Consider the following 19,585-nt stretch of genomic DNA (forward strand, 5'->3'; position numbering starts at 1 on the left):
GCTGGACACGCTCTACCACGACGCGGCCGTCGCCACCGACGCCTACAACGCCGCGGAGGAGAAGGCGGATGGCCGCGTGGCGGTCACCGCCGCTTGTCGCCCTCGTCCTCGGTGTCGTCGGAGCCGGGAGCGCCGCCCGCGATGGTGTCCGCGTAGCCGGCTTCCTCACTGCCGTCGTCGCCGCCCGGCCGGACGCCGCTCCGGGCGCCGGGCTGGCCGCCGCTCGTGGTGCCGTAGCCGCCGGGCACGCCGGGCGTGGCCTCGGCGTCGGCCTGCTCGCGGCTGATGTGCCGGGTGGCGCGCACATTGGCGTGCCGCTCCTCGTACGGGTAGCTGAAGGGGCGGGACGAGGCACGCTCCTCCTCGGTCCGCTCGGTGCCGCCCGATGCGTCGGGCGTGTCGGGCGTGTCGGGCGTGCGGGATGTGCCGGGGGTAGCGTTCTGACCAGTCATGGCGCGCGGGTACCCGGCGCGGGCCTCAGCACCCCTCCTCCATGCGCCGCTGGTCCTGCTCGTTCCACGCCCGGGTGTCCCGGGGCTCGACGTAGGGCTCGCTGTCGGCCGGGTGCCCCCCGTCGATGACGCGCTGACGCGCCATCTCCGCGTCGAACTCCAGGCCCAGCAGGATGGCCAGGTTGGTGACCCACAGCCACACCAGGAAGACGATCACACCGGCGAGCGTGCCGTAGATCTTGTTGTAGGAGCCGAAGTTCGCCACGTAGAAGGCGAAGCCCGCCGAGGCGGCCATCCAGATCAGCAGCGCGAGCAGGCTGCCCGGCGTGATCCAGCGGAACCCGCGGATCCTGGCGTTCGGGGTGGCCCAGTACAGCAGCGCGATCATGGAGGTGACGAGCACGAGCAGCACGGGCCACTTGGCGATGGACCACGCGGTCAGCGCGGCGTCTCCGATGCCGAGTGCGGTGCCGACCTGCTGGGCCAGGCTGCCGGTGAAGACGACGATCAGGGAACTGGCGACGGCCAGCACCATCAGGGTCACGGTGAGCGCCACCCGCAGCGGCAGCACCTTCCAGACCGGGCGCCCTTCCGGCACGTCGTAGACGGCGTTGGCGCAGCGGATGAACGCCGCGACGTACCCGGAGGCGGACCACAGCGCGCCCAGCAGGCCCACCACCGCCAGCACCGAGCCGACGCCCGCGGTGCTCTGCAGCTGTTCCACCGCGCGCGAGATGATGTCGCGAGCGGAGCCCGGGGTGAGCTTCTGCAGGTTGTCCAGGACCTGCTGGGTGGCCGACTTCCCGGCGACCCCGAGCAGGGACACGAGTACCAGGAGCGCCGGGAACAGCGACAGCACCCCGTAGTACGTCAGGGCGGCCGCGCGGTCGGTGAGCTCGTCGTCCTTGAACTCCGCCACCACCCGGCGCAGCACCGCGAGCCAGGAGCGCCCGGGCAGTTCGGTGGGCGAGTCGGGGGCGTCCCGTTCGGTCGAGGCGTCGGGGCCGAAGGTCGCCGGCCCGCTGTCGCGCGCCTGGTCGGGCGCGGTGCCCCGCCCGCCGGCCGACTCGGCGGCCGCCTCGTGTCCGCCGGCCGGTGCCGGGCCCGCTCCGGCGTCGGGCGTACGGTTCCCGGCGCCCTGGGCCGGCTCGTGCCCGGCGTCCTCGGCACGGTTCTTCGCCGCGTCACGTTCGGTACGTGAACGGGCGTCCTTGCCAGTGGTGTGGTCCCGGTGTCCGGGAAGGTGGGGACGGTCCATGCTTCACGGGTGTCCCCGCACGCCGCGAACACGCCCCCGCCGTCGCACGGGGCGCGCACGCGTCCGCTGTCGGCAGCCCCGCGTGGCACGCGTCCGCCGGGTCAGGGCGTCAGCACGACCTTCTGGCAGCGGTCCTGCCGGGTCGGGTCGATCCGGCCCTGTTGGATCAGTTGTTCGGGGGCCTCCTGCACCTCGACCGAGTCGCGGCGCGTCCGGCAGGTCGTCTTCACGCCAGCGCCTCCTTCAGCTCCTCCTCCGTGAGCGGGCGCGCCGGGTGCTGCGGGAACTCCCGGCCAGCCTGCTTGCCGCCGGGGGCACCCTCGGAGCGGATCACCTCGCCGGTTTCCGCGACCTGCTTGAAGCGCCGCAGGTCGTCGTCCAGATGCTGGTGCGGCTCCTGGCCGAGCCAGCGGGCCGCCGCCTTCCCGACAGGACCGGCGGGGATCTCGTAGCGGAGGGTGACGTGGACCTCGGTGCCGCGCCCGCCGGGTGCCGGGACGAAGCGGACCTCGCCGGAGTTCTCGATGTCCGAGCCCGGACAGGAGTGCCAGGCGATCAGCTGCGCCGGCACGTCCTGGGTGGTCTCCGCGTCCCACTCGATCCGGCGGCCGAACGGCCCGCTCGCCGTCCAGTGGCTGGTGCGCAGGCCCGGCGCGGTGACGCGCACCTCGTCGAGGTGGGACATGAACTCGGGCAGCCGGTCCACGCGGTGCCAGAGCTGGTAGGCCTCGTCGGGGGACGTCGAGACGGTCGTCGTCCCGGTGGCCTCCACGAGGACGCTGCCCCTGGTCCGGGTCAGCGCGGCGTAGACATCGGTGGCGGCGACGACGGTGCTGACCGCCGTCGCGGCGGCCGTCCGGCCGACGCTCGGGCCGTGGTGGTTGCGCAGGGCGCGGACCAGCAACACGAGGTCCATGACGTCGCCGCCGACGCGGCCCCAGAGCCAGGCGGGGTGCGGTCGGCCCAGCAGTCCTGCCGCCGCCGTCAGTTCGCGGACACCGACCAGGACGGTGGTCAGACGGCTGCGGGGGGTGTCCGCCAGGCCCAGTTCCCGGACGAAGCGCCCCGGGGTGGCGACCTGGGGAACTCCGACGACCGCGCTGAACACGCCGAGTCCCCGTACGAGGGGGTCGTGCCGCAGGGCGGAGGCGCTGCTGGTGTCTGTCTTCATCGCGTACTCCCGTGTGACGTTGGGAGGGATGGAAACCGCCAGGAAGAAAACGCATAGCGGGCATAAGAGGCAACAAGGCCGGAGTTTCCCCGACCACCGCCTTCAAACGGCCCGGTGACGGACCGCCACCGCCACCGCCACCGCCCCGGGCACCCGGAAACAGGCGCCGACCTGGGAGTTCCTGCGGGAAACGGTGACCGGGCGGCCCGTACCGCCGCAGGCCGCCCGATCCCGGGGCCGGTCTTCGTGCGGCCCCTCCGCACGCGGGGCGGAGCCGGTGAGCGGGCCGGCGCTCCCCGCGAGGGTCCCGGCAGGGTGCGGCGGCGCTCCGCACCTGTCAGGGTGCCGGCCGGACGGGGAGCGTGCGGACGTGCGTCCGGCCGGGGTGCGCGGCCGTCCGGCACTGACCAGGCTGGGGATGTGGCCGCAGACGTGCCCGTGGTGGTGTACCCGCCCGCCGAGGACGGTGGCCGGCGGGTCCGCGCGGGCGACCGGTTCCTCGGTATGGCGTACGGGCTTCTGGACGTCGCCGACTTCCTGCACCGGGTGGGGCTGGAGGGAGCCGACGAGGATTACGTGGAGCGGTCCGGATCGATCCGGTGGCTGGGGGGCGGGCCGGGAACCTGGGGGACCGGACGCGACGGCCGCCGGTGAGAGCCGGGGAGGGGTGGGCCCGGGCCGCCCGCCCGCCTCGAAGAGGCGAAGCGGTCGGGCGGCCCCGCGGGGGGCCGGGCTCAGGCGCCGCTCGCCCTGAGCATGTCCTCACGCTCGACGAGCTTGACGCGCTCCCGGCCCTGCGGCTCGCCCAGCGCCTTCTCCGCTGCGTCCAGGCGGTACCAGCCCTCCCAGGTGGTGAAGCGGATGTTCCGCTCGGCCAGGAAGGCGTCGACGGCCTCCGGAGCGGGGGAGGCGGGCGTGTGCAGGCGTCCGGAGGCGTGGTCCTCGAGCAGGTTGGCGACCGTCTCGTTGGCGTCGCCCTTGGTGTGCCCGATCAGGCCCACGGGCCCGCGCCGGATCCACCCGGTGACGTACGTCGACTGCAGGTGCTCGCCGGTGTCCTGCATCACCCGGCCGCCCTCGTCGGGGACGGTGCCCGACTCCAGGTCCCAGGGCAGCTTGGGCAGCTGGTCGGACAGGTAGCCCACGGCGCGGTAGACCGCGGTGACGTCCCAGTCCTTGACGACGCCGGTGCCCTTGACGTTGCCGGTTCCGTCGAGCGCCGTGCGCTCCGTGCGCAGGCCCACGACCCTGCCGTCCTCGCCCAGGATCTCCACCGGGGACTCGAAGAAGTGCAGGAACAGCTTGTGCGGCCGGTCGCCGACGTCGCGGATCGCCCAGTTCTCCAGCGTCTTCGCGACCATGTCGGCCTGCTTGTTGCCGCGCCGGGTGGCGATCGATCCCTCGTCGTAGTCGATGTCCTCGGGGTCGACGATCACCTCGATGCTGGGGGAGTGGTCCAGCTCCCGCAGCTCCATGGGGCTGAACTTCGCCTGCGCCGGGCCGCGGCGGCCGAAGACGTGGATCTCCCGCGCCCTGTTGGCCTTCAGGCCGTCGTACACGTTCTGCGGGATCTCGGTCGGCAGCAGCTCGTCGGCCGTCTTCGCCAGGATGCGGGCCACGTCGAGCGCGACGTTGCCGACGCCGAGCACGGCCACCTTCTCGGCCGCCAGCGGCCAGGTGCGCGGCACGTCCGGGTGGCCGTCGTACCAGGACACGAAGTCCGCGGCGCCGTACGAGCCGTCCAGGTCGATGCCGGGTACGGCCAGCGCCCGGTCGGCCGTCGCGCCGGTGGAGAAGACAACGGCGTCGTAGAACGCGCGGAGGTCGTCCAGGGTGATGTCGGTGGGATAGTCGACGTTGCCGAACAGACGGATCTGCGGCTTGTCGAGCACCTGGTGCAGCGCCGTGACGATGCCCTTGATCCGGGGATGGTCCGGGGCGACGCCGTACCGGATCAGTCCGAAGGGCGCCGGCATGCGCTCGAAGAGGTCGACGGACACACCGGGCCCGGCGGCCACGTCGGACTTGAGCAGGGCGTCGGCGGCGTAGATCCCGGCGGGGCCGGCTCCCACGATGGCTACCCGCAGGGGGCGGGACATGTTCGGTTCCCTTCGAGCGAGGACAGGCGACTCGTCCGCAACCCTAAACTGAGGCATGCCTAAGTTGGTACGCGGGTCCCTTCTATGAGGCCATAAACACGGTTTATGTGTCGTGCCCGGACGAAGGCGCGGGAACGCCCCCGGTCCGGCATGGTGGACATGTGATGCCGTTGGCCGTCTGCTTCGCCCTGCTCGGGGCCGTCAGCAGTGCCGCGGGCACGGCTTTCCAGCGCAAGGCCGCCTCGACCGTCCCGACCGGGGGAGGGTTGCGCCTGCTGCGCCGGCTGGCGCGGAACCCGCTGTGGGTCGTGGGCATCACCGGGGTGATCGTCTCCGCCGCCTGCCAGGCGCTCGCGCTGGTGAACGGGCCGATGGCACTGGTGCAGCCCCTGTTCATCCTCGAACTGCCCTTCGCCCTGCTCATCGCGGCCCCGCTGCTGCACCGCAGGCTGCCCCGCGCGGGCTGGTGGGCGGTCACGGCGGCCGTCGCCGGCCTCGCACTGGTGCTGGCCTCCGCCGTGCCCTCCGGGGGCGGCAACCAGGCGGCCATGGTCCGCTGGATCCCCGTGCTGGTTGCCTGCCTGGCCGCGATGGGCTTCGCGGTGGTCCTGGCCCGAGCCAGCAGCTCGGCCCTGTTCCGGGCGGCCGTGCTGGCCGCGGCGGCCGCCGTCGGCAACGCGCTGACCGCCGCCCTGCTGAAGTCCGCCTCCGACACGCTGGCGGCCGACGGGCTGGTGGCCTTCCTCACGGTCTGGCAGACGTACGGCTTCGCCGTGACCGGGGCGGGCGCCCTGCTGCTGCTGGAGAACGCCCTCCAGGCGGGCTCGCTGGCGGCCTCCCAGCCCGCGCTGACCATCGGGGACGCCACGGTGAGCCTGCTGCTCGGCGTCATGCTGTTCGACGAGGCCGTCCGCCTGGGCTGGTGGCTCGTCCCCGAGCTGCTGGGCACCGGGCTCATCCTGTGGGGCGTCCTGCGGCTCGCGCGGGTCGTGCCGCAGCTCGAGCAGACGCCCGTCGCCGAGCCCGCCGCGCAGGTGGTGGGCGGCGACGGCCCCGGCGGCTGACACCGGGCGCCGGCTCCCGGTCATGCAAACGGCTTCGCGGGGTACGGGCTGGCCATGACTCATGAGGTGGTTCCCCACGCCCAGGGCACGCCGGGTGCCGACCAGCTGCGGCGCCTGCACGGCGTGTACGCGGCGGGCACGGTGCTGTGGACGCTCTCCCTGTTCGTGGCCCTGCTCGGTCATGACGCCGACGTCCGGCAGGTGCTCGTCCTGCTCGCCCTGCTGGCGGCGTTCTCGCTGATGTGGCTGTGGTCGACCTGGTGCCTGTGGACGGACGGCCCCGCCGGCGGGCCGCGGCGCAACTAGGGCCTCTCGTTCGGACCAGGCCGGGACCGCGGGAGACCGGCGGCACCGCGCAGCCCAGGTGGCGTGCCCGCCCCCGCATCTGCGACGTGATCCGCCGGACAGCCGCCAGGGATGACGACCGCGCGCCGGGCCCCGGCGCGCGGACGCCGGCTCAGCCGGGGAAGCGACCCGCGGAGCGCAACGCGTAACGCCGCTCCGCGTACGCCAGGTCGTCACGCCACAGCCGGCCCGCGGCGGCCCGCACCAGCGGCCGCAGCAGCGGCGCCGCCCGGCGGGCGAGCCGGAAGCCCGGACGGTCCGAGGCGGCCACCACGGCCTCCACCACCGCGGTCCGGGGCCTGCCGAGCGCGTCCGGACCCAGTGGCGTGGCGTGCGTCTCGACCACCGATCCGCTGCCCTCGCCCTCGGTGATACGCATGACCACCGTGCGGGGCCCAGGCGCCGTGAACACCGCCCGCACCGGCACCACCAGACGCCCCGCCACCTTGAACGAGACGTCCACGGCGAAGCTGTCCTCCGCGGCCTCCCCCCGCCCCGGCGCCCCGACTACGGCGAGGTCCACGAACGAGTACGGGTGGAACCAGGCGCCGTGCCAGGGGTCCAGCCGGTTGGCGACCACGTCCTCCGGCTCGCAGACGCCCACACCCACGTAGACCGCCTCCAGGGCGCCCGGCACGGCCGGCCGGACCGGCACCGAGGGCGCGGGGGTCGGCTCCTCGCCGCCGGCGTCGTCCAACCGCACCCACACGAGCACACCGTCGTCGTGCACGGGCAGCGGTTCCCAGCCGGCCGACGCCCCGCCGTCAAGGGAGAGCCCGTGCCAGTGGCACACCAGCGTGCCGCAGCGCACCGGACTGTCCGCGAGCGGGGCCCCCAGGTGCGGGCACACTCCGGGGCCGGCGACCAGCCGTCCCGCGGCGTTCCGCCACACCACGACCTCGTGTCCCGCGACGGTGCGCGCCAGGGGCCGGTCGGCGCGCACGTCACGGGTGGCGCCGACGACGTACCAGTTGCCCGACGGCCGGGCCTGCGCCCGCTTGAGCGCCTGGTTGATCACGGCGGGCCGGGCGTCGCGCCACGTGGGGCGCTGCCGGTCCCAGGGCACGGGGCGCCGGCGCAGCCGCAGCGGGTAACGCCCCCGCCGCTCGGACGGACGGGATGTCACGCGACCTCCTGACTCAGCTCCGCGGACGTGGGCGCGGACCCCGGCGCCGGCCGCGCCGCGTGCGCCGCCGGCCGGGACGTCGGCGCCGTCACGGGCCGTGCCGACCGCGCACGCGCCGCCAGCCGTGCGGCACCCACCCGGACCAGGCCGTCGACGGCGACGGCGGCCCGGCGCCTGCGGGGCACCACCGCGCGCCGGTGCACCACCCGGTACCCGGACTCGGCGACGGCGTCGAGGATCCCGCCGTACAGCACGAACGCCGTGCGGATGCAGGGGCGCGACACCGGATCGAGCATCGCGATCCCGGGCGCCGCCTGGCGGTAGACGCCCCGGGCGAGATCCTCGAAGGCGCGCAGCGCCCCGGTGACGCGCCGGTCGCCGCGGCCGGTCTCCCGGCACCAGTGCAGCAGCTCCCGGTCGGCCCCGTGCGCCCGGAGCAGGTCGGCGGGCAGGTACACGCGGCCGCGGTCGAGGTCCTCGCCCACGTCCCGCAGGAAGTTCGTCAGCTGGAACGCCACCCCCAGGGCGGACGCGTGCGGGGCGGCCTCCTCGCGCGGGGCCACCGTCCCGAGGACGGGCAGCATCTGCAGCCCGATCACCGCGGCCGAGCCGTGCATGTACGCCCGCAGGTGGGCGTAGGTGGGGTAGTCGGTGACCTCCAGGTCGCTGCGCATCGACGTCATGAAGTCGGCGAAGTGCCGGTGGTCGATCGCGTAGCGGCGGGCGGTGTCGGCCAGCGCCCGCACCACCGGCTCGCCGCTGCCGCCTTCGCGCAGCCCGGTCTCCAGGTCGTGCTGGAGACGGGCGAGTGCCCGGGCGCGCACGGCGGGCCCGACCGCGGCGTCGAGGGAGTCGACGATGTCGTCGGCCCAGCGTGCGAAGCCGTACAGGGCGTGCACCGCGGGACGGCGCCCGGCGGTGAGCAGGCGGGTGGCGAGGAAGTACGTCCTGCCGTGCTCGGCGTTCAGCTCCCGGCAACGGGTGTACGCCGCACGCAGCGACGGGTCGGTGATCCCCGCCGCGTCGAGCTCCCGCCCGGTCACGACGCCGCTCCTTCCGCCGTCGCTGCCCGGCGCGACCGGCCGCGCGGGCCGCCGGGCCCGGTGGGGCCCCCGGTGACGCGGGCCGCCGCCAGCTTCCCGGACAGCACCACCGTCGGCACCCCGACGCCGGGCGTGGTGCCGCACCCGGCGAGGACGGCGTTCTCGGTGCCGCGGACGAGGTTGCGCGGCCGGAAGGGGCCGGTCTGCCCGAAGGTGTGCGCGGCCGAGAACGGCGTCCCCGCGGCGTGGCCCTTCGCCTGCCAGTCGGCGGGCGTCACCAGGCACTGCTCCTCGATCGCGGATCCGATGCCGGCCAGACCCCGGCGCTCCAGCTCCCGCAGCAGCTCGTCGCGGTAGCGCGGTGCCAGGTCGGCCCAGTCCGCGGCGGCGGGCCCGATGTCCGTGTTCGGGCAGGGCGCCAGGATGTAGTGCAGGTGGCGGCCCCGGGGAGCGAGCCCGGGATCGGTGGCCGTGGGCCTGGTGATGAGCAGGGAGGGATCGCTCATCAGCTCGCCGGTCCGGGTCAGCTCGTGGAACGTCCGCTGCCAGGCCCGCCCGAACGACAGCGTGTGGTGGGCCAGTTCGGGCCAGGTGCGGTCGGTGCCGGCGTGCAGGACGACGGCGGACGGCGCGTGGGCGAGCCGCACCGGGCGGCGTGGCGCGCGGCCGAGGAGGCGGTACGTGTCCGGCAGGTCCGGGGTGAGGACGACGGCGTCGCACGGGACGCGGTCGTCCTCCGTGACGACGGCGGTGACGCGTCCACCGGCACGTTCCAGCCGGGTCACCGGCTGCCCGAAGCGCAGGTCGGCCCCCGCGGCGGCGGCGGCGTCCGCCATCGCCCGCGGCAGGGTGTGCACACCGCCGCGGGGGAAGTACACCCCGGCCACGGTGTCCATGTAGGCGATCACCGCATACGCGGCCAGCGCCCGCGCCGGCGGCACTCCGGCGTACAGGGCCTGGAAGGAGAAGACCCGGCGCAGCCGCTCGTCCCGCAGATACCGGCCGATGCGGGCCTCCAGGCGCCCGAAGCCGCCCAGCGCGGCCAGCCGCGCCAGGTCGGGGGTGAGCAGACCCAGGGGCGAGTCGAAGTTCGTGTCGATGAAGCGCCGGATCTGTGCCCGGTACAGCCGCTCCAGCCAGTGGCGCAGCCGCCGGTAGCCGGCCGCCTCCGCGGGCCCGGCGAACCGCTCGACCTCCGCCTCCATCGCCTCCGCCCCGGTGTGCACGTCCAGCACGGAGCCGTCGGCGAAGCGTGCCCGGTACGCCGGGTGCAGCGGGACCAGCTCGACCCGGTCCGCGAGGCGTTCACCGACCGCCGCGAACGCCTCGTCGGCGATGTCGGGCATGGTCAGCACGGTCGGCCCGGTGTCGATGCGGTAGCCGCCGCGTGTGAGCCGGCCGGCGCGTCCGCCGGGCAGCGGCTCGCGTTCGACGACGGTGACCCGGCGTCCCGCGCCGAGCAGGTGCAGGGCCGCCGCCAGGCCCGCGAGGCCGGCGCCGACGACCACCACGTGGTCCGTGCGGCCGGGAAGCGTCCTGGTCATCGGCCGCACGCCCCGCGACCGCCGGCGAGCCGCAGGGCTCGTGTGGTGCCGTCGCCGGGGGGCGGGGATCCGCGGCCGGTGCCGTGCGACCGCACCCCCGCCACGGCGCACATGAGGTCGCGCAGGCGACCGGCGGCGCGCGGTTCGAGCGGCGCGGAGTCCAGGTGGCGCAGCGCCTGCGCGGTGAGCCGCCCGATCCTCGTCTCGACCGTCTCCCGCGCACCGGTGGACACCAGCACGTCCCGCACCCGGGCGAGATCGTCCTCGCCGAGACCGGGGCGCCCCACGTGGCGTTCCAGCACGTCGAGGGCGTCGAGGTCGCCGGCCGCCTCGGCCCTGGCCTGGGCCACCGCGACCAGGTACGTCGGCTTGCCCTCACGGATGTCACCGCCGGAGGGCTTGCCGGTGTCCTCCGGTTCGGCGAAGACGTCGTCGAGGTCGTCACGGAGCTGGAAGGCCATGCCGGCGCAGCGTCCGGCCGAGCACAGCGCCCGAGTGGTGGCCTCGTCGGCGCCGGCGAGGGCGGCCCCGAGTTCCAGCGGCCGCTGGGCCGAGTACAGGGCGCTCTTGAGGCAGGCCGCGCGGACCGCACGGGTCGGGGAGCGCGGCCCACCGGACTGGCCGTGCAGGTCGAGGTACTGGCCGGCGACCATCTCCGTGCGCATGGCTCGCCAGACGGCCCGCACCCGGTCCGCGGTCGCCGGGTGCAGCACGGTGTCGGCGACGACGTCGTCCGCCCACGCCAGGGCGAGGTCGCCGGCGAGGATGGCGACGGCCGTGCCGAAGTCCGCCGCCGCGCGCGGCCCGCCCCCGGCGTGCCCGGCGGCTGCCTCGACGTGCAGGGCGGGCCGGCCGCGGCGCAGCCGGGCGCCGTCCATCACGTCGTCGTGCACCAGTGCGCAGGTCTGGACGAGTTCGAGGGCCGCCCCGACCCTGAGTGCCGCCTCGGCCCGCCCGGCGTCGCCGGCGCCGCAGGCGCGCAGCGCCCACCAGACGAACCGGGGCCGGATGCGCTTGCCGCCGTGCAGGGTGAACCGTGCCGTGCGCTCGGCCAGATCCGTCGCGAACGCCGGATCCAGGCCGGTGGCCTCGGCCAGCCGTTCGGCGGTCAGCGTCCGCAGCAGACGGCCCACGGCGCCCGCGACGTCCTCGTCGACGGCGCGCACCGCCCGCGCGTCCGCGGGGGACGGGACGGGACCCCCGGCGGGAGGGCGCCGCCCGCGGTGCCCCTCGGCCACCGGGCCGCCGCGGTGCGAGGGTGCGGCCGCGAGGAGCCGGACGACTCGGTGCGGTTCCGGCGAGTGTTCCGCCGCCGGGTGATCCTCCGCCTGAGTGGAGCGCATGTCCGGTTCCTCCCGCGTGATCGCAACTGGGTCCTCTCCAGTCATTCCTCGCCCGCGGCGACGCCGGATGCGCCGAACGCGGGACACCGCGAGGCGGCGCCACGGTCCGGGAGGTCTCCGGCGGGTACGGGGGAAGGCGACACACCCGCGTGGCCTGCATCCGGGCCGCCGAGGTACCCGGAATGCTTCCGTTGGTGCCCGCGGCGGTGGACGCGGTTCTCGAGGGAGGCGAATTTTCAGTGATCGAGGCCGACGTCGCCATCGTCGGAGCGGGGGCCGCCGGCCTGTCCCTGGCCCACCGGCTGGCCCGGCGTCCGCCCGGGGCGCCCCGTCTGTCGGTGGTCCTCGTCGCCGCCCCGCCGGGTCCCCTGCGGGCGCCCGGCCGCACCTGGTGCTTCTGGGAGGAGGGCAGCGGCCCGTACGACGCCGCGCTCACCGCGGCGTGGCGGCGGCTGCGCGTCCACACCCGGCACGGCCGCCGCATCGAGGGCGACATCACGCCGCTGCGCTACAAGATGCTCCGCTCGGACGACTTCGAGGCGCTCGTCGGGCGGGCCCTGGCGGACAGCCCCGACACGCTGCGGCTGGAGGCCGCCGTCGACACGGTCGAGGACTGCCCGGACGGGGCCGTGGTCCGCGGCCGCACCGCGGACGGCCGGACCGTCGCGGTCCGGGCCCGCTGGGTGTTCGACTCCCGCCCCCCGGGCAGCCTGCCGGCGGCCCGCACCACCCTGCTCCAGCACTTCCACGGCTGGTTCGTGCGCCACCGGCGGCCGGTCTTCGACCCGGACGCCGTGGAGCTGATGGACTTCCGCACCCCCCAGCCCCCGCGCGGGCTGTCCTTCGGCTACGTCCTGCCCACGGGCCCGCGGCACGCCCTGATCGAGTACACCGAGTTCTCCCGCCAGGTGCTCCCGGGGGACCGCTACGACGCCGCGCTGCGGCACTACACCGCGGACGTGCTGCGGCTGGGCGCCTTCGAGATCACCGGTACGGAGGGCGGAGTGATCCCGATGACGGATGCCTCCTTCGCCCGGCAGAGCGGGCCCTGCGTCTTCCGCGTCGGGGCGGCCGGCGGGGCCACCCGCCCGTCGACCGGGTACACCTTCGCCGCCGTCCAGCGCCAGACGCGGGCCGTCGCCGCCGCCCTCCGCGCGGGACGCCGGCCTCTCCCGCCGCCCGCCCACTCCGTCCGCTCACGGGCCATGGACGCCGTCCTGCTGCACGCGCTCGACAGCGGCCGGGTCGACGGCGCCGACTTCTTCGCGCGGCTGTTCGCCCGCGTCCCGCCGGAGCGGCTGCTGCGCTTCCTCGACGGACGCACCCGCCCGCACGAGGACCTGTCCATCGGTGTGCGCACCCCGGTGCTGCCGATGCTGCGCTCCGCGCTCGACCTGCCCCGCCTGCCCCGCCGCCCCTTCCCCTTCCCCGGCGTTGCCCCGCCGCCACCGCAACCGCCCGGCACCCCGCACGAGGAGACCGCATGACACTGCTGCGCGACCACGACCTGGCCGCCGCCTTCGACCACGCCGCCCGCAGTTACGACACCCTCGTGGCCGCCAATCCCGGCTACCACGCCCACCTGCGGCGCTCGGCCCGCCGCCTGGGACTCCCGGACGGCGGTCGCGGACTGCGGGTGCTGGACCTCGGCTGCGGCACCGGCGCCTCCACCGCCGCCCTCGCCTCCGTCCTCCCCGGCGCCCTGATCACCGCGGTGGACGCCTCGGCGGGGATGCTGCGGCGGGCCGCCCGCAAACCCTGGCCGGAGCGCGTCGAGTTCGTGCGGGCGCCGGCGGAGCACCTGGCCGAGGCCGGCGTGACCGGCCCGTACGACGCCGTCTTCGCCGCCTACCTGCTGCGCAACGCGGCCGAACCGGACCGGGTGCTCGCCACCGTGCGCGACCTGCTCGGACCGGGCGGCCGGCTCGCCGTGCACGAGTACACCCTCAGCGGCCGGGCCCGGCACCGCGCCGTGTGGACGGCGGTGTGCCGCGGCCTCGTCGTGCCCGTCGCGGCCGCCCTCGGGGACGGTGCCCTCTACCGCCACCTGTGGCAGAGCGTGGTCGCCTTCGACACAGCCGACCGGTTCGCCGACCGGGTCCGCGCGGCCGGCTTCACCGGGGTGAGGGTGCTGCCGCTGCCCGGCTGGCAGACCGGGATCGCCCACACCGTCGTGGCCCGCCGCCCCGGCCCGGAGACGGGAGCCGCCCGATGACCGGCGGCCGGCGGGCCGCCCCGGCCCGCCACGGCCGTGACCGGCGGGCCCGCGTCCTGCCGCCGGCTCCGGGCGCGGCCCGGCTCACCGGCGCCGACCGGCCCGCTACCGCCGTCATCGGCGGCGGCATCGCCGGGCTGGCCGCCGCCACCGCACTGGCCGAGCGGGGCGTGCGCGTCACCCTGTACGAACGTGAACCGGTCCTCGGCGGCCGGCTGGCCGGCTGGCCCACCACCCTGCGCGACGGCACCCGCGTGACGATGAGCCGGGGCTTCCACGCCTTCTTCCGCCAGTACTACAACCTGCGCGGCCTGCTCCGCCGCACCGATCCCGGCCTGAGCCGCCTGACCGGCCTGCCGGACTACCCGCTGTGGCACGCCGACGGGCTGCGGGACGGATTCCGGCACGTGCCGCGGACGCCGCCGTGGAGCGCGCTCGGCTTCCTGGCCCTGTCCCCGTCGTTCACCCTCCGCGACCTGGCACGGATGCGCCCGGCCGCGGCGCTGCCCCTGCTCGACGTCCGGGTCCCGGACGTCCACACGCGCCTGGACCGGGTGAGCGCGCACGACTTCCTGGAGTCCGTCGCCTTCCCGCCGGCCGCCCGCCACCTGGCCTTCGAGGTGTTCTCCCGCAGCTTCTTCGCCGACCCCCGGCAGCTCTCGGCCGCCGAGATGGTCCTGATGTTCCACATCTACTTCCTGGGCTCCGCCGAGGGCCTGCTGTTCGACGTGCCCGTCGAGCCCTTCCCGGCGGCGCTGTGGGAACCGCTCGCGGCCTATCTGCTCGGGCACGGCGTGCGGCTGAGCACGTCGACACCCGTCCGGAGCGTGGAGCCGGCCGTCGCCGGCGGCTTCACCGTGGTCACCGAGGAGGGGACGCAGCCGTACGACGCGGTCGTGCTGGCCCTCGACACGGGCGGCCTGCGCGGGCTCGTGGCCCGCTCGCCCGGGCTGGGGGACCCGCGGTGGCGGGCCCGTGTGGAGCGGCTGCGCACCGCGCCGCCGTTCCTGGTCTCCCGCCTGTGGCTGGACCGGCCGGTGGCCCCCGGCCGCCCGGGCTTCCTGGGCACCAGCGGGTACGGCACCCTCGACAACGTCAGCGTGCTGGAGCGCTGGGAGGGCGAGGCGGAGCGCTGGGCCGCCCGCACCGGTGGCTCGGTGGTGGAGCTGCACGCCTACGTGCTGCCGCAGGACGCGGTCCGGGATGTGGAGGAGAAGCGCCTCGTGGGGCAGCTGCACCGGGTGTACCCCGAGACACGGGCGGCGCGGATCGTGGACGGGCGGCACGAGTGGCGCGCCGACTGCCCCCTGTTCCCGGTGGGCGGCTACGGCGACCGGCCCGCCGTACGCACGGCCGATCCGCATCTCGTGGTGGCCGGTGACCTGGTCCGCACGGGCCTGCCGGTGGCGTTGATGGAGCGGGCCGCCACCAGCGGCTTCCTGGCGGCCAACGCCCTGCTGGAGCGGTGGGGGGTACGCGGGCAGACCCTGTGGACGGTGCCCGACCGGGGCCGCGGCGGCCTGCTGCGCGCGCTGGCCCGCTGGGGAACGCCGCCGGCACGGGCTCGCTGAGGCGGGAGCGGTGTGCGGGTGACGCGGGCGCCCGCCCGTCCACGAGGGGGAGGGAACGGGCCGCCGGCGCGGGTCGGCGGCGTGGGCTTCGGCTCCGGCACGTGCGCCAGGGCGGACGCCGGCGCCTCACGGGCGTGCGCCGCTGACTCCCGGCCCGCCCGCGGAACCGAGGACGGGGACGCATCCGCCGCTCCGGAGAGGCTCCGGCGGGACGGATGCACGGACGCTCCACGCGAGGCGTGCGCCGTCGCCTGACTGCCCAAGCGATCCCCCGCGAGAACAGCCTTACGGACCTGCCGGGCAGCCGGGCTCTCGCGTGGCTTCACCGTCTCATCGCACACCGGGCACGTACAGGGGCGCGACGAGAACGGCCCCCGCGTCGCCGGGGACGCGCGGCCGGTCGCGAATCAGACCGCGGGCCCGTCGGCCGGCTGCCGGCAGGCGTACGGCGCGTACCGGTCGAGCCCCCGCCGCAGCTCCTCCCGCTCGGCGTCGGGCATTCCGCCGCCCTGGGCGAACGCCAGGATGTGCTCGGCCACGGTCCGCAGCTTGGTGTTGGTCCGCTGGGAGATGTCCCGCAGGACCCGCCAGGCCTCTTCGGGAGCCATCCGGCCCAGCACCACCACGGCGCCGATGGCCTGGTCGACGACGGCGTGCGAGGTGATGGCACGTTGCAGCTGCGCGTTCTCCCGCTGCAGTCGCTCGTGCTCGGTCGCCAGGTCGGTGACGGAGAGCAGGTGCAGCGGATGGCACTTGGATATCGCGAAGAACGCCATGGACTCCCCTCGATGCGTTTACGGGCGCCATGATCTGCTTCCCTCGACGTCGCACCGCACACGGCCTGGGCAGCGGCGCGTGTCCGCCTCAGTGCGCGCCCGCCTCGGAGACGTCGGCGTCCTGCTGCGGCGCCGCCGCCTCGGTGAGGTGGTCGTAGGTGTTGGTCACGCCGAGCAGGCGGTCCAGGAAGTCCGGCCGGTTGTCCAGGTGCAGGGTGACACCGGCCGCCCCCGTGCGCCGCCGGATCATCAGCAGCGCCGCGAGCCCCATCGAGTCCACCCACGTCAGGCCCGCGAAGTCGAGCCGCAGGTCCCGGCAGGCGGCGCCGGCCGAGCCGGAGCGGGCCAGGTGCTCGGTGACGACGTCGACGAGCTCGTCGCCGGTGTCGTAGTCCAGGTCGCCCACCACCCGGACGGTGACGACGGTGGGCGCGGTCCTCAGGACCGTGACGTCGAGGGGGCCGGTCGGCACGGTGGTCATGCGCCGCCCCCGTGAGCGGGAGGGACGGCGCCGGAGCGGTGGCCGGCGAGGGCGGCGGCGCCCTGCTCCAGCAGCCTGGTCGCCCGGGGGAAGTCGCGCAGCAGCCGGCCGAGGACGTCCAGCCCCGCGGTCAGCGAGTGCACGGGCACCCCGCGCGCGGCGAGGACGCCCGCGGTCCAGGTCAGGAAGGCGTCGAACAGCCGGGCGTCGTCGACGTAGAGGGCCGTGCCCAGGAAGCCGACGATGTGGGCGAGGTCCTCGGCCGTCCGCTCCCGCTGGGCGTCGTCGTATCCCGCCATGGCGGGGAAGCGCTCCTCGAGGTCGGTGAGGGTCTGCTTGACCAGCTGGTGACGGGAGCGCACGACCAGCGTGTACTCCTGGTCCATCAGATGCGGCAGGTCGTCGACGGCCTGCCGGGAGGCGGAGGGGCGCGGCCGCGACGGGCCGGCGGCGGCGAGGACGTGCGCCGCGCCGCGGGCGTCCACCGCCCAGAGGTCCGCGCCCAGGAGCCGGGCGTAGCGGCCGTCGGACCCGAACGCGGCGCCGCCGGCCACGACGGTGACCCCGACGGCCTGGCAGGCGGTGATGGCCGCGTGCGCGGTCGGCAGGTGCGTGGGCAGGGAGGACGACAGCAGGACCGCCTGCGGATTGGTGCGGTGCAGGTGCGCGATCAGATGCGGGGTCGGTGTCTGGGCGCCCAGGTAGTCCACCTGCCAGCCGCGCAACCGCAGCACCTCGGCGACCAGCCGCGCGGGCAGGGCGTGCCACTCCCCGTCCACGCAGGTGACCGTCACCCGTCCGCGGGAGACCGGGGCCCGGTCGTGGCCGGCCAGCGCGGCGACGACGCGTTCGTTGATCGCCGTGGCGGCGTGCTCCTGCGCGACCGTGATGCGGTTGGCCGCCCACTCGGTGCCGACCCGCAGCTGCACACCGCCGATCACGTCGAGCAGCACCGCTTCCGCGTCCAGCCCGGCATCGAGACCGTCGCGGACCACGTCCACGGCCGCGTACTCGTCGCCGTCGATCACTGCCGCCCACAGCCGCTCCCGGGCGGAGGCGAGCGGGTGCCCGTCCTCCGGCTGGGTGCGAGTCTCCGGTGGGGCTGTGGTCATCCCTTCCTCCTGTGCCGTGCCTCTGTCCCGTCCGAGGGCACGTCGCCGTTGACGATGCGCAGCGGTCCCGACCGCGGGGCGCTGATCGCGACGGTCGCCATGTCGTCGTGCCGGCCGCCGCCGAGCCACTGCGCGGCCAGCATCTGCACCCGCTCCACGACCGCCTCGGCCGGCATCCCGCCGCACTCCGACAGCACCTGTCTGAGTCGCCCCTCGCCGAAGAGTTCGCCGCCGAGCGGGCCGCCGCGCGCCTCGGTGATGCCGTCCGTGTACAGCAGGCAGGTGTCGCCGGCCGCGAGGACCGTCTCGGCGGTCTGCGCGGTCACCTTGGGCATCGCACCGACGAGGGTCCCGCGGGTGGGGGCCTCCTCCACGGTCCCGTTCCCGCGCACGATCAGGGGCGGCGGGTGCCCGGCGCTGGTCAGCCGGAGGTGCACCCGCCCGGCGCGACGCCGCGCCGAGGCCATGACGAGCGTGGCGAAGCGGGTGTGGTGCGAGGTGAGCAGCGCGTTGTTGAGCAGGTTGAGCATCTGCTCGTGGTCGTCGGCCAGGGGCAGCAGCGCGTGCAGCGTGTTGCGGATCTTGCCGGTGAGAACGGCCGCTTCCAGTCCCTTGCCGGCCACGTCCCCCAGGACGACCAGCGACTCCTGGGACGGATCGCTGCCCGGATGGACGTCGTAGAAGTCGCCGCCGACGCGCTCGGTGTCCTTCGCCGGGCGGTAGGCGCCAGCGAACTCGACGCCGTGCACCTGCGTCAGGGCCGGCGGGAGCAGGTCCCGCATCAAGGTTGCCGTGATGTCGGCCTGCTCGGCGTACAGGCGGGCGGCGGACAGCGCCGCCCCGGCCCTGGAGGCGAACAGCCGGGCGAAGACCTCCTCGCCCTCGCTGAACGCCGCCTCGGTGCCGGAGCGCAGCAGGACCAGGGCGCCGGCCGGGACCCCGTGCCCCGGCAGGGGCGTGACGATGACGGAGCCGGGTGGCCGGGCGAAACCGTCGGGGAGCACCCACTCCGGTATGTCATCGGGGTTGATCCAGCGGGTCGGCACCGGCGGGAAGCCCCGCAGGGCTTCGGCGAGCCCGGGCACCGACGCCGGGTCGATGACGCGGGCGGTCCGGGTCACGGGGCCGCCCGCCTGCGCGTGGGTCAGGGGGTGGCGGCGGCCCTGGGCGGGGGCGATCACCAGGGCGGCGTCCGCGAGGTGGTCCGCCGCCATACGGGCGGTGACCTCCATGCACCGGGAGACGTTCAGCGACGACAGCAGCGTGCTGGAGATCTCCGCCAGGACGGTGGTGCGCTCGCGCTCGCTGCGCAGGGCCTCCTCGGCCAGCCGGCGGTCGGTGTCGTCGACCAGCCACCACACCACGCCGCCGTCGTCGTCCGGCGTGGGGTGGGCGTCGAAGACCCGGTCCCCGATGACGCCCGACCGCTCCCGCGGATCCGTGCCGCCGGCACCGTTCGTCAGCAGGCGGTGGGCTTGGGCCAGCCAGGACGGACCCGCGTCGTGCAACAGCTGCCCGCACTCGACCGCGGGCAGCAGGCTTCTGGCGATTCCGTTGAGGTCGACGACGCCGCCGTCCCGGTCGACCACCAGCACCGGGTACGGGGCACTGTGCCAGGCGGCGCCGACGCCGGGTGTCGCGCCGCGTTGCCCGGCGGGGGAGCTCGGTGAAGAAGCCACAAGCGGGGGAACGCGGACCGCGTGCCCCACCACCTCCCTGCTGGGGAAAGTTGCCGAACGGCAACGGTCTCGCACCTGGCGGCGCTTTGCAAGCGGTGGAGGGGCGGCGCTTCAGGGCCGCGTCGCCGGTGCCCGGCCGGAACGCGTCAGGCGTTCGGCCGGTCGTTCCCGGGCGGGACACCGGGGTCGGTCCTCACCGGCATCCGCCCCCGCGGGCCGGGAACGGGACGCCGGGCCCGCGGTCACGGTGCCCCGCGCGCGGCCGGTCGGGCGGCCCGGCGCGCCACCGGCTGAGGCGGCACGGCG

Annotated in this window: 19 protein-coding genes; 6 read left to right on the forward strand and 13 right to left on the reverse strand. The window is 75.5% G+C overall.

Annotated elements, in window-relative coordinates; genetic code table 11:
* Positions 1 to 83: 83 nt before the first annotated feature.
* The 4 genes from ACWDNY_RS28105 to ACWDNY_RS28120 all read right to left on the reverse strand — a co-directional run bounded on the left by ACWDNY_RS28105 (position 84) and on the right by ACWDNY_RS28120 (position 2,881).
* Positions 84 to 452: a hypothetical protein gene (locus ACWDNY_RS28105; protein ID WP_451648603.1), complete on the reverse strand. Its 369-nt coding sequence runs from the start codon at positions 450 to 452 to the stop codon at positions 84 to 86.
* Positions 453 to 477: 25 nt separating this feature from the next.
* Positions 478 to 1,710, reverse strand: a complete 1,233-nt coding sequence (locus ACWDNY_RS28110; RefSeq protein ID WP_451648604.1) for a YhjD/YihY/BrkB family envelope integrity protein — start codon at positions 1,708 to 1,710, stop codon at positions 478 to 480.
* A gap of 101 nt (positions 1,711 to 1,811) precedes the next feature.
* Positions 1,812 to 1,940, reverse strand: coding sequence for a hypothetical protein (locus ACWDNY_RS28115; RefSeq protein WP_451648605.1), 129 nt, complete (start codon positions 1,938 to 1,940; stop codon positions 1,812 to 1,814).
* Positions 1,937 to 2,881, reverse strand: a complete 945-nt coding sequence (locus ACWDNY_RS28120) for an SRPBCC family protein (protein WP_451648606.1) — start codon at positions 2,879 to 2,881, stop codon at positions 1,937 to 1,939. The genes ACWDNY_RS28115 and ACWDNY_RS28120 overlap by 4 nt, the downstream gene beginning before the upstream one ends.
* 420 nt (positions 2,882 to 3,301) lie before the next feature.
* On the opposite strand from ACWDNY_RS28120, the gene ACWDNY_RS28125 reads away from it, so the two are divergent.
* Entirely contained in the window at positions 3,302 to 3,535 is a 234-nt protein-coding gene (locus tag ACWDNY_RS28125) for a hypothetical protein (protein WP_451648607.1), read from the forward strand.
* 80 nt (positions 3,536 to 3,615) lie between these two features.
* Here the strand turns inward: ACWDNY_RS28125 and ACWDNY_RS28130 are convergent, their stop codons facing one another.
* Positions 3,616 to 4,980 (reverse strand): FAD-dependent oxidoreductase, encoded by a 1,365-nt coding sequence (locus ACWDNY_RS28130; protein ID WP_451648608.1) that lies wholly within the window; start codon positions 4,978 to 4,980, stop codon positions 3,616 to 3,618.
* A 161-nt stretch (positions 4,981 to 5,141) separates the two neighbouring features.
* On the opposite strand from ACWDNY_RS28130, the gene ACWDNY_RS28135 reads away from it, so the two are divergent.
* Entirely contained in the window at positions 5,142 to 6,044 is a 903-nt protein-coding gene (locus ACWDNY_RS28135; protein WP_451648609.1) for a DMT family transporter, read from the forward strand.
* Positions 6,045 to 6,098: 54 nt separating this feature from the next.
* Complete coding sequence (locus ACWDNY_RS28140; RefSeq protein ID WP_451648610.1) at positions 6,099 to 6,350, forward strand: hypothetical protein; 252 nt, start codon at positions 6,099 to 6,101, stop codon at positions 6,348 to 6,350.
* A 151-nt stretch (positions 6,351 to 6,501) separates the two neighbouring features.
* Here ACWDNY_RS28140 and ACWDNY_RS28145 read toward each other — a convergent pair whose 3' ends face one another.
* Genes ACWDNY_RS28145 through ACWDNY_RS28160 form a run of 4 tightly spaced genes read right to left on the reverse strand, consistent with a single transcriptional unit; the run spans position 6,502 to position 11,445 of the window.
* Positions 6,502 to 7,515, reverse strand: a complete 1,014-nt coding sequence (locus ACWDNY_RS28145) for a DUF5914 domain-containing protein (protein ID WP_451648611.1) — start codon at positions 7,513 to 7,515, stop codon at positions 6,502 to 6,504.
* Entirely contained in the window at positions 7,512 to 8,558 is a 1,047-nt protein-coding gene (locus ACWDNY_RS28150) for a phytoene/squalene synthase family protein (RefSeq protein WP_451648612.1), read from the reverse strand. Before ACWDNY_RS28150 ends, ACWDNY_RS28145 begins: the two co-directional genes overlap by 4 nt.
* Positions 8,555 to 10,102, reverse strand: a complete 1,548-nt coding sequence (crtI, locus tag ACWDNY_RS28155; RefSeq protein ID WP_451648613.1) for a phytoene desaturase family protein — start codon at positions 10,100 to 10,102, stop codon at positions 8,555 to 8,557. Before crtI ends, ACWDNY_RS28150 begins: the two co-directional genes overlap by 4 nt.
* Positions 10,099 to 11,445 carry a polyprenyl synthetase family protein gene (locus tag ACWDNY_RS28160; RefSeq protein ID WP_451648614.1) on the reverse strand — a complete coding sequence of 449 codons (1,347 nt, stop codon included), beginning with the start codon at positions 11,443 to 11,445 and terminating at the stop codon, positions 10,099 to 10,101. Before ACWDNY_RS28160 ends, crtI begins: the two co-directional genes overlap by 4 nt.
* Before the next feature lie 239 nt (positions 11,446 to 11,684).
* Here ACWDNY_RS28160 and ACWDNY_RS28165 point away from each other — a divergent pair, with 239 nt between their 5' ends.
* From ACWDNY_RS28165 to ACWDNY_RS28175, 3 genes are read left to right on the forward strand one after another with little or no spacing between them, the layout of a single operon-like run.
* Positions 11,685 to 12,932 (forward strand): lycopene cyclase family protein, encoded by a 1,248-nt coding sequence (locus ACWDNY_RS28165; RefSeq protein WP_451648615.1) that lies wholly within the window; start codon positions 11,685 to 11,687, stop codon positions 12,930 to 12,932.
* Positions 12,929 to 13,660, forward strand: a complete 732-nt coding sequence (locus ACWDNY_RS28170) for a methyltransferase domain-containing protein (RefSeq protein ID WP_451648616.1) — start codon at positions 12,929 to 12,931, stop codon at positions 13,658 to 13,660. Before ACWDNY_RS28165 ends, ACWDNY_RS28170 begins: the two co-directional genes overlap by 4 nt.
* Complete coding sequence (locus ACWDNY_RS28175; protein ID WP_451648617.1) at positions 13,657 to 15,231, forward strand: FAD-dependent oxidoreductase; 1,575 nt, start codon at positions 13,657 to 13,659, stop codon at positions 15,229 to 15,231. The genes ACWDNY_RS28170 and ACWDNY_RS28175 overlap by 4 nt, the downstream gene beginning before the upstream one ends.
* A gap of 407 nt (positions 15,232 to 15,638) precedes the next feature.
* Here ACWDNY_RS28175 and ACWDNY_RS28180 read toward each other — a convergent pair whose 3' ends face one another.
* From ACWDNY_RS28180 to ACWDNY_RS28195, 4 genes are all read right to left on the reverse strand, one after another.
* A complete protein-coding gene (locus ACWDNY_RS28180) occupies positions 15,639 to 16,007 on the reverse strand; it encodes an ANTAR domain-containing protein (protein WP_451648618.1) in 369 nt (122 codons plus the stop codon).
* A gap of 88 nt (positions 16,008 to 16,095) precedes the next feature.
* Positions 16,096 to 16,488, reverse strand: coding sequence for an STAS domain-containing protein (locus ACWDNY_RS28185; protein WP_451648619.1), 393 nt, complete (start codon positions 16,486 to 16,488; stop codon positions 16,096 to 16,098).
* Positions 16,485 to 17,600, reverse strand: a complete 1,116-nt coding sequence (locus tag ACWDNY_RS28190; RefSeq protein ID WP_451648620.1) for a cobalamin B12-binding domain-containing protein — start codon at positions 17,598 to 17,600, stop codon at positions 16,485 to 16,487. The genes ACWDNY_RS28185 and ACWDNY_RS28190 overlap by 4 nt, the downstream gene beginning before the upstream one ends.
* Positions 17,597 to 19,279 carry a SpoIIE family protein phosphatase gene (locus ACWDNY_RS28195; protein ID WP_451648621.1) on the reverse strand — a complete coding sequence of 561 codons (1,683 nt, stop codon included), beginning with the start codon at positions 19,277 to 19,279 and terminating at the stop codon, positions 17,597 to 17,599. Before ACWDNY_RS28195 ends, ACWDNY_RS28190 begins: the two co-directional genes overlap by 4 nt.
* Between the last annotated feature and the right edge of the window lie 306 nt (positions 19,280 to 19,585).

Source organism: Streptomyces sp. NPDC003697, assembly GCF_053587115.1.

What these genes read in the sequence shown, in the direction of transcription:
- ACWDNY_RS28170 (WP_451648616.1), top strand. Translation starts at nt 12,929, where the DNA reads ATGACACTGCTGCGCGACCACGACCTGGCCGCCGCCTTCGACCACGCC.
- ACWDNY_RS28140 (WP_451648610.1), top strand. Translation starts at nt 6,099, where the DNA reads ATGACTCATGAGGTGGTTCCCCACGCCCAGGGCACGCCGGGTGCCGAC.
- ACWDNY_RS28105 (WP_451648603.1), bottom strand. Translation starts at nt 452, where the DNA reads ATGACTGGTCAGAACGCTACCCCCGGCACATCCCGCACGCCCGACACG.
- ACWDNY_RS28190 (WP_451648620.1), bottom strand. Translation starts at nt 17,600, where the DNA reads ATGACCACAGCCCCACCGGAGACTCGCACCCAGCCGGAGGACGGGCAC.
- ACWDNY_RS28180 (WP_451648618.1), bottom strand. Translation starts at nt 16,007, where the DNA reads ATGGCGTTCTTCGCGATATCCAAGTGCCATCCGCTGCACCTGCTCTCC.
- ACWDNY_RS28130 (WP_451648608.1), bottom strand. Translation starts at nt 4,980, where the DNA reads ATGTCCCGCCCCCTGCGGGTAGCCATCGTGGGAGCCGGCCCCGCCGGG.
- ACWDNY_RS28160 (WP_451648614.1), bottom strand. Translation starts at nt 11,445, where the DNA reads ATGCGCTCCACTCAGGCGGAGGATCACCCGGCGGCGGAACACTCGCCG.
- ACWDNY_RS28120 (WP_451648606.1), bottom strand. Translation starts at nt 2,881, where the DNA reads ATGAAGACAGACACCAGCAGCGCCTCCGCCCTGCGGCACGACCCCCTC.
- ACWDNY_RS28185 (WP_451648619.1), bottom strand. Translation starts at nt 16,488, where the DNA reads ATGACCACCGTGCCGACCGGCCCCCTCGACGTCACGGTCCTGAGGACC.
- ACWDNY_RS28110 (WP_451648604.1), bottom strand. Translation starts at nt 1,710, where the DNA reads ATGGACCGTCCCCACCTTCCCGGACACCGGGACCACACCACTGGCAAG.
- ACWDNY_RS28175 (WP_451648617.1), top strand. Translation starts at nt 13,657, where the DNA reads ATGACCGGCGGCCGGCGGGCCGCCCCGGCCCGCCACGGCCGTGACCGG.
- crtI (WP_451648613.1), bottom strand. Translation starts at nt 10,102, where the DNA reads ATGACCAGGACGCTTCCCGGCCGCACGGACCACGTGGTGGTCGTCGGC.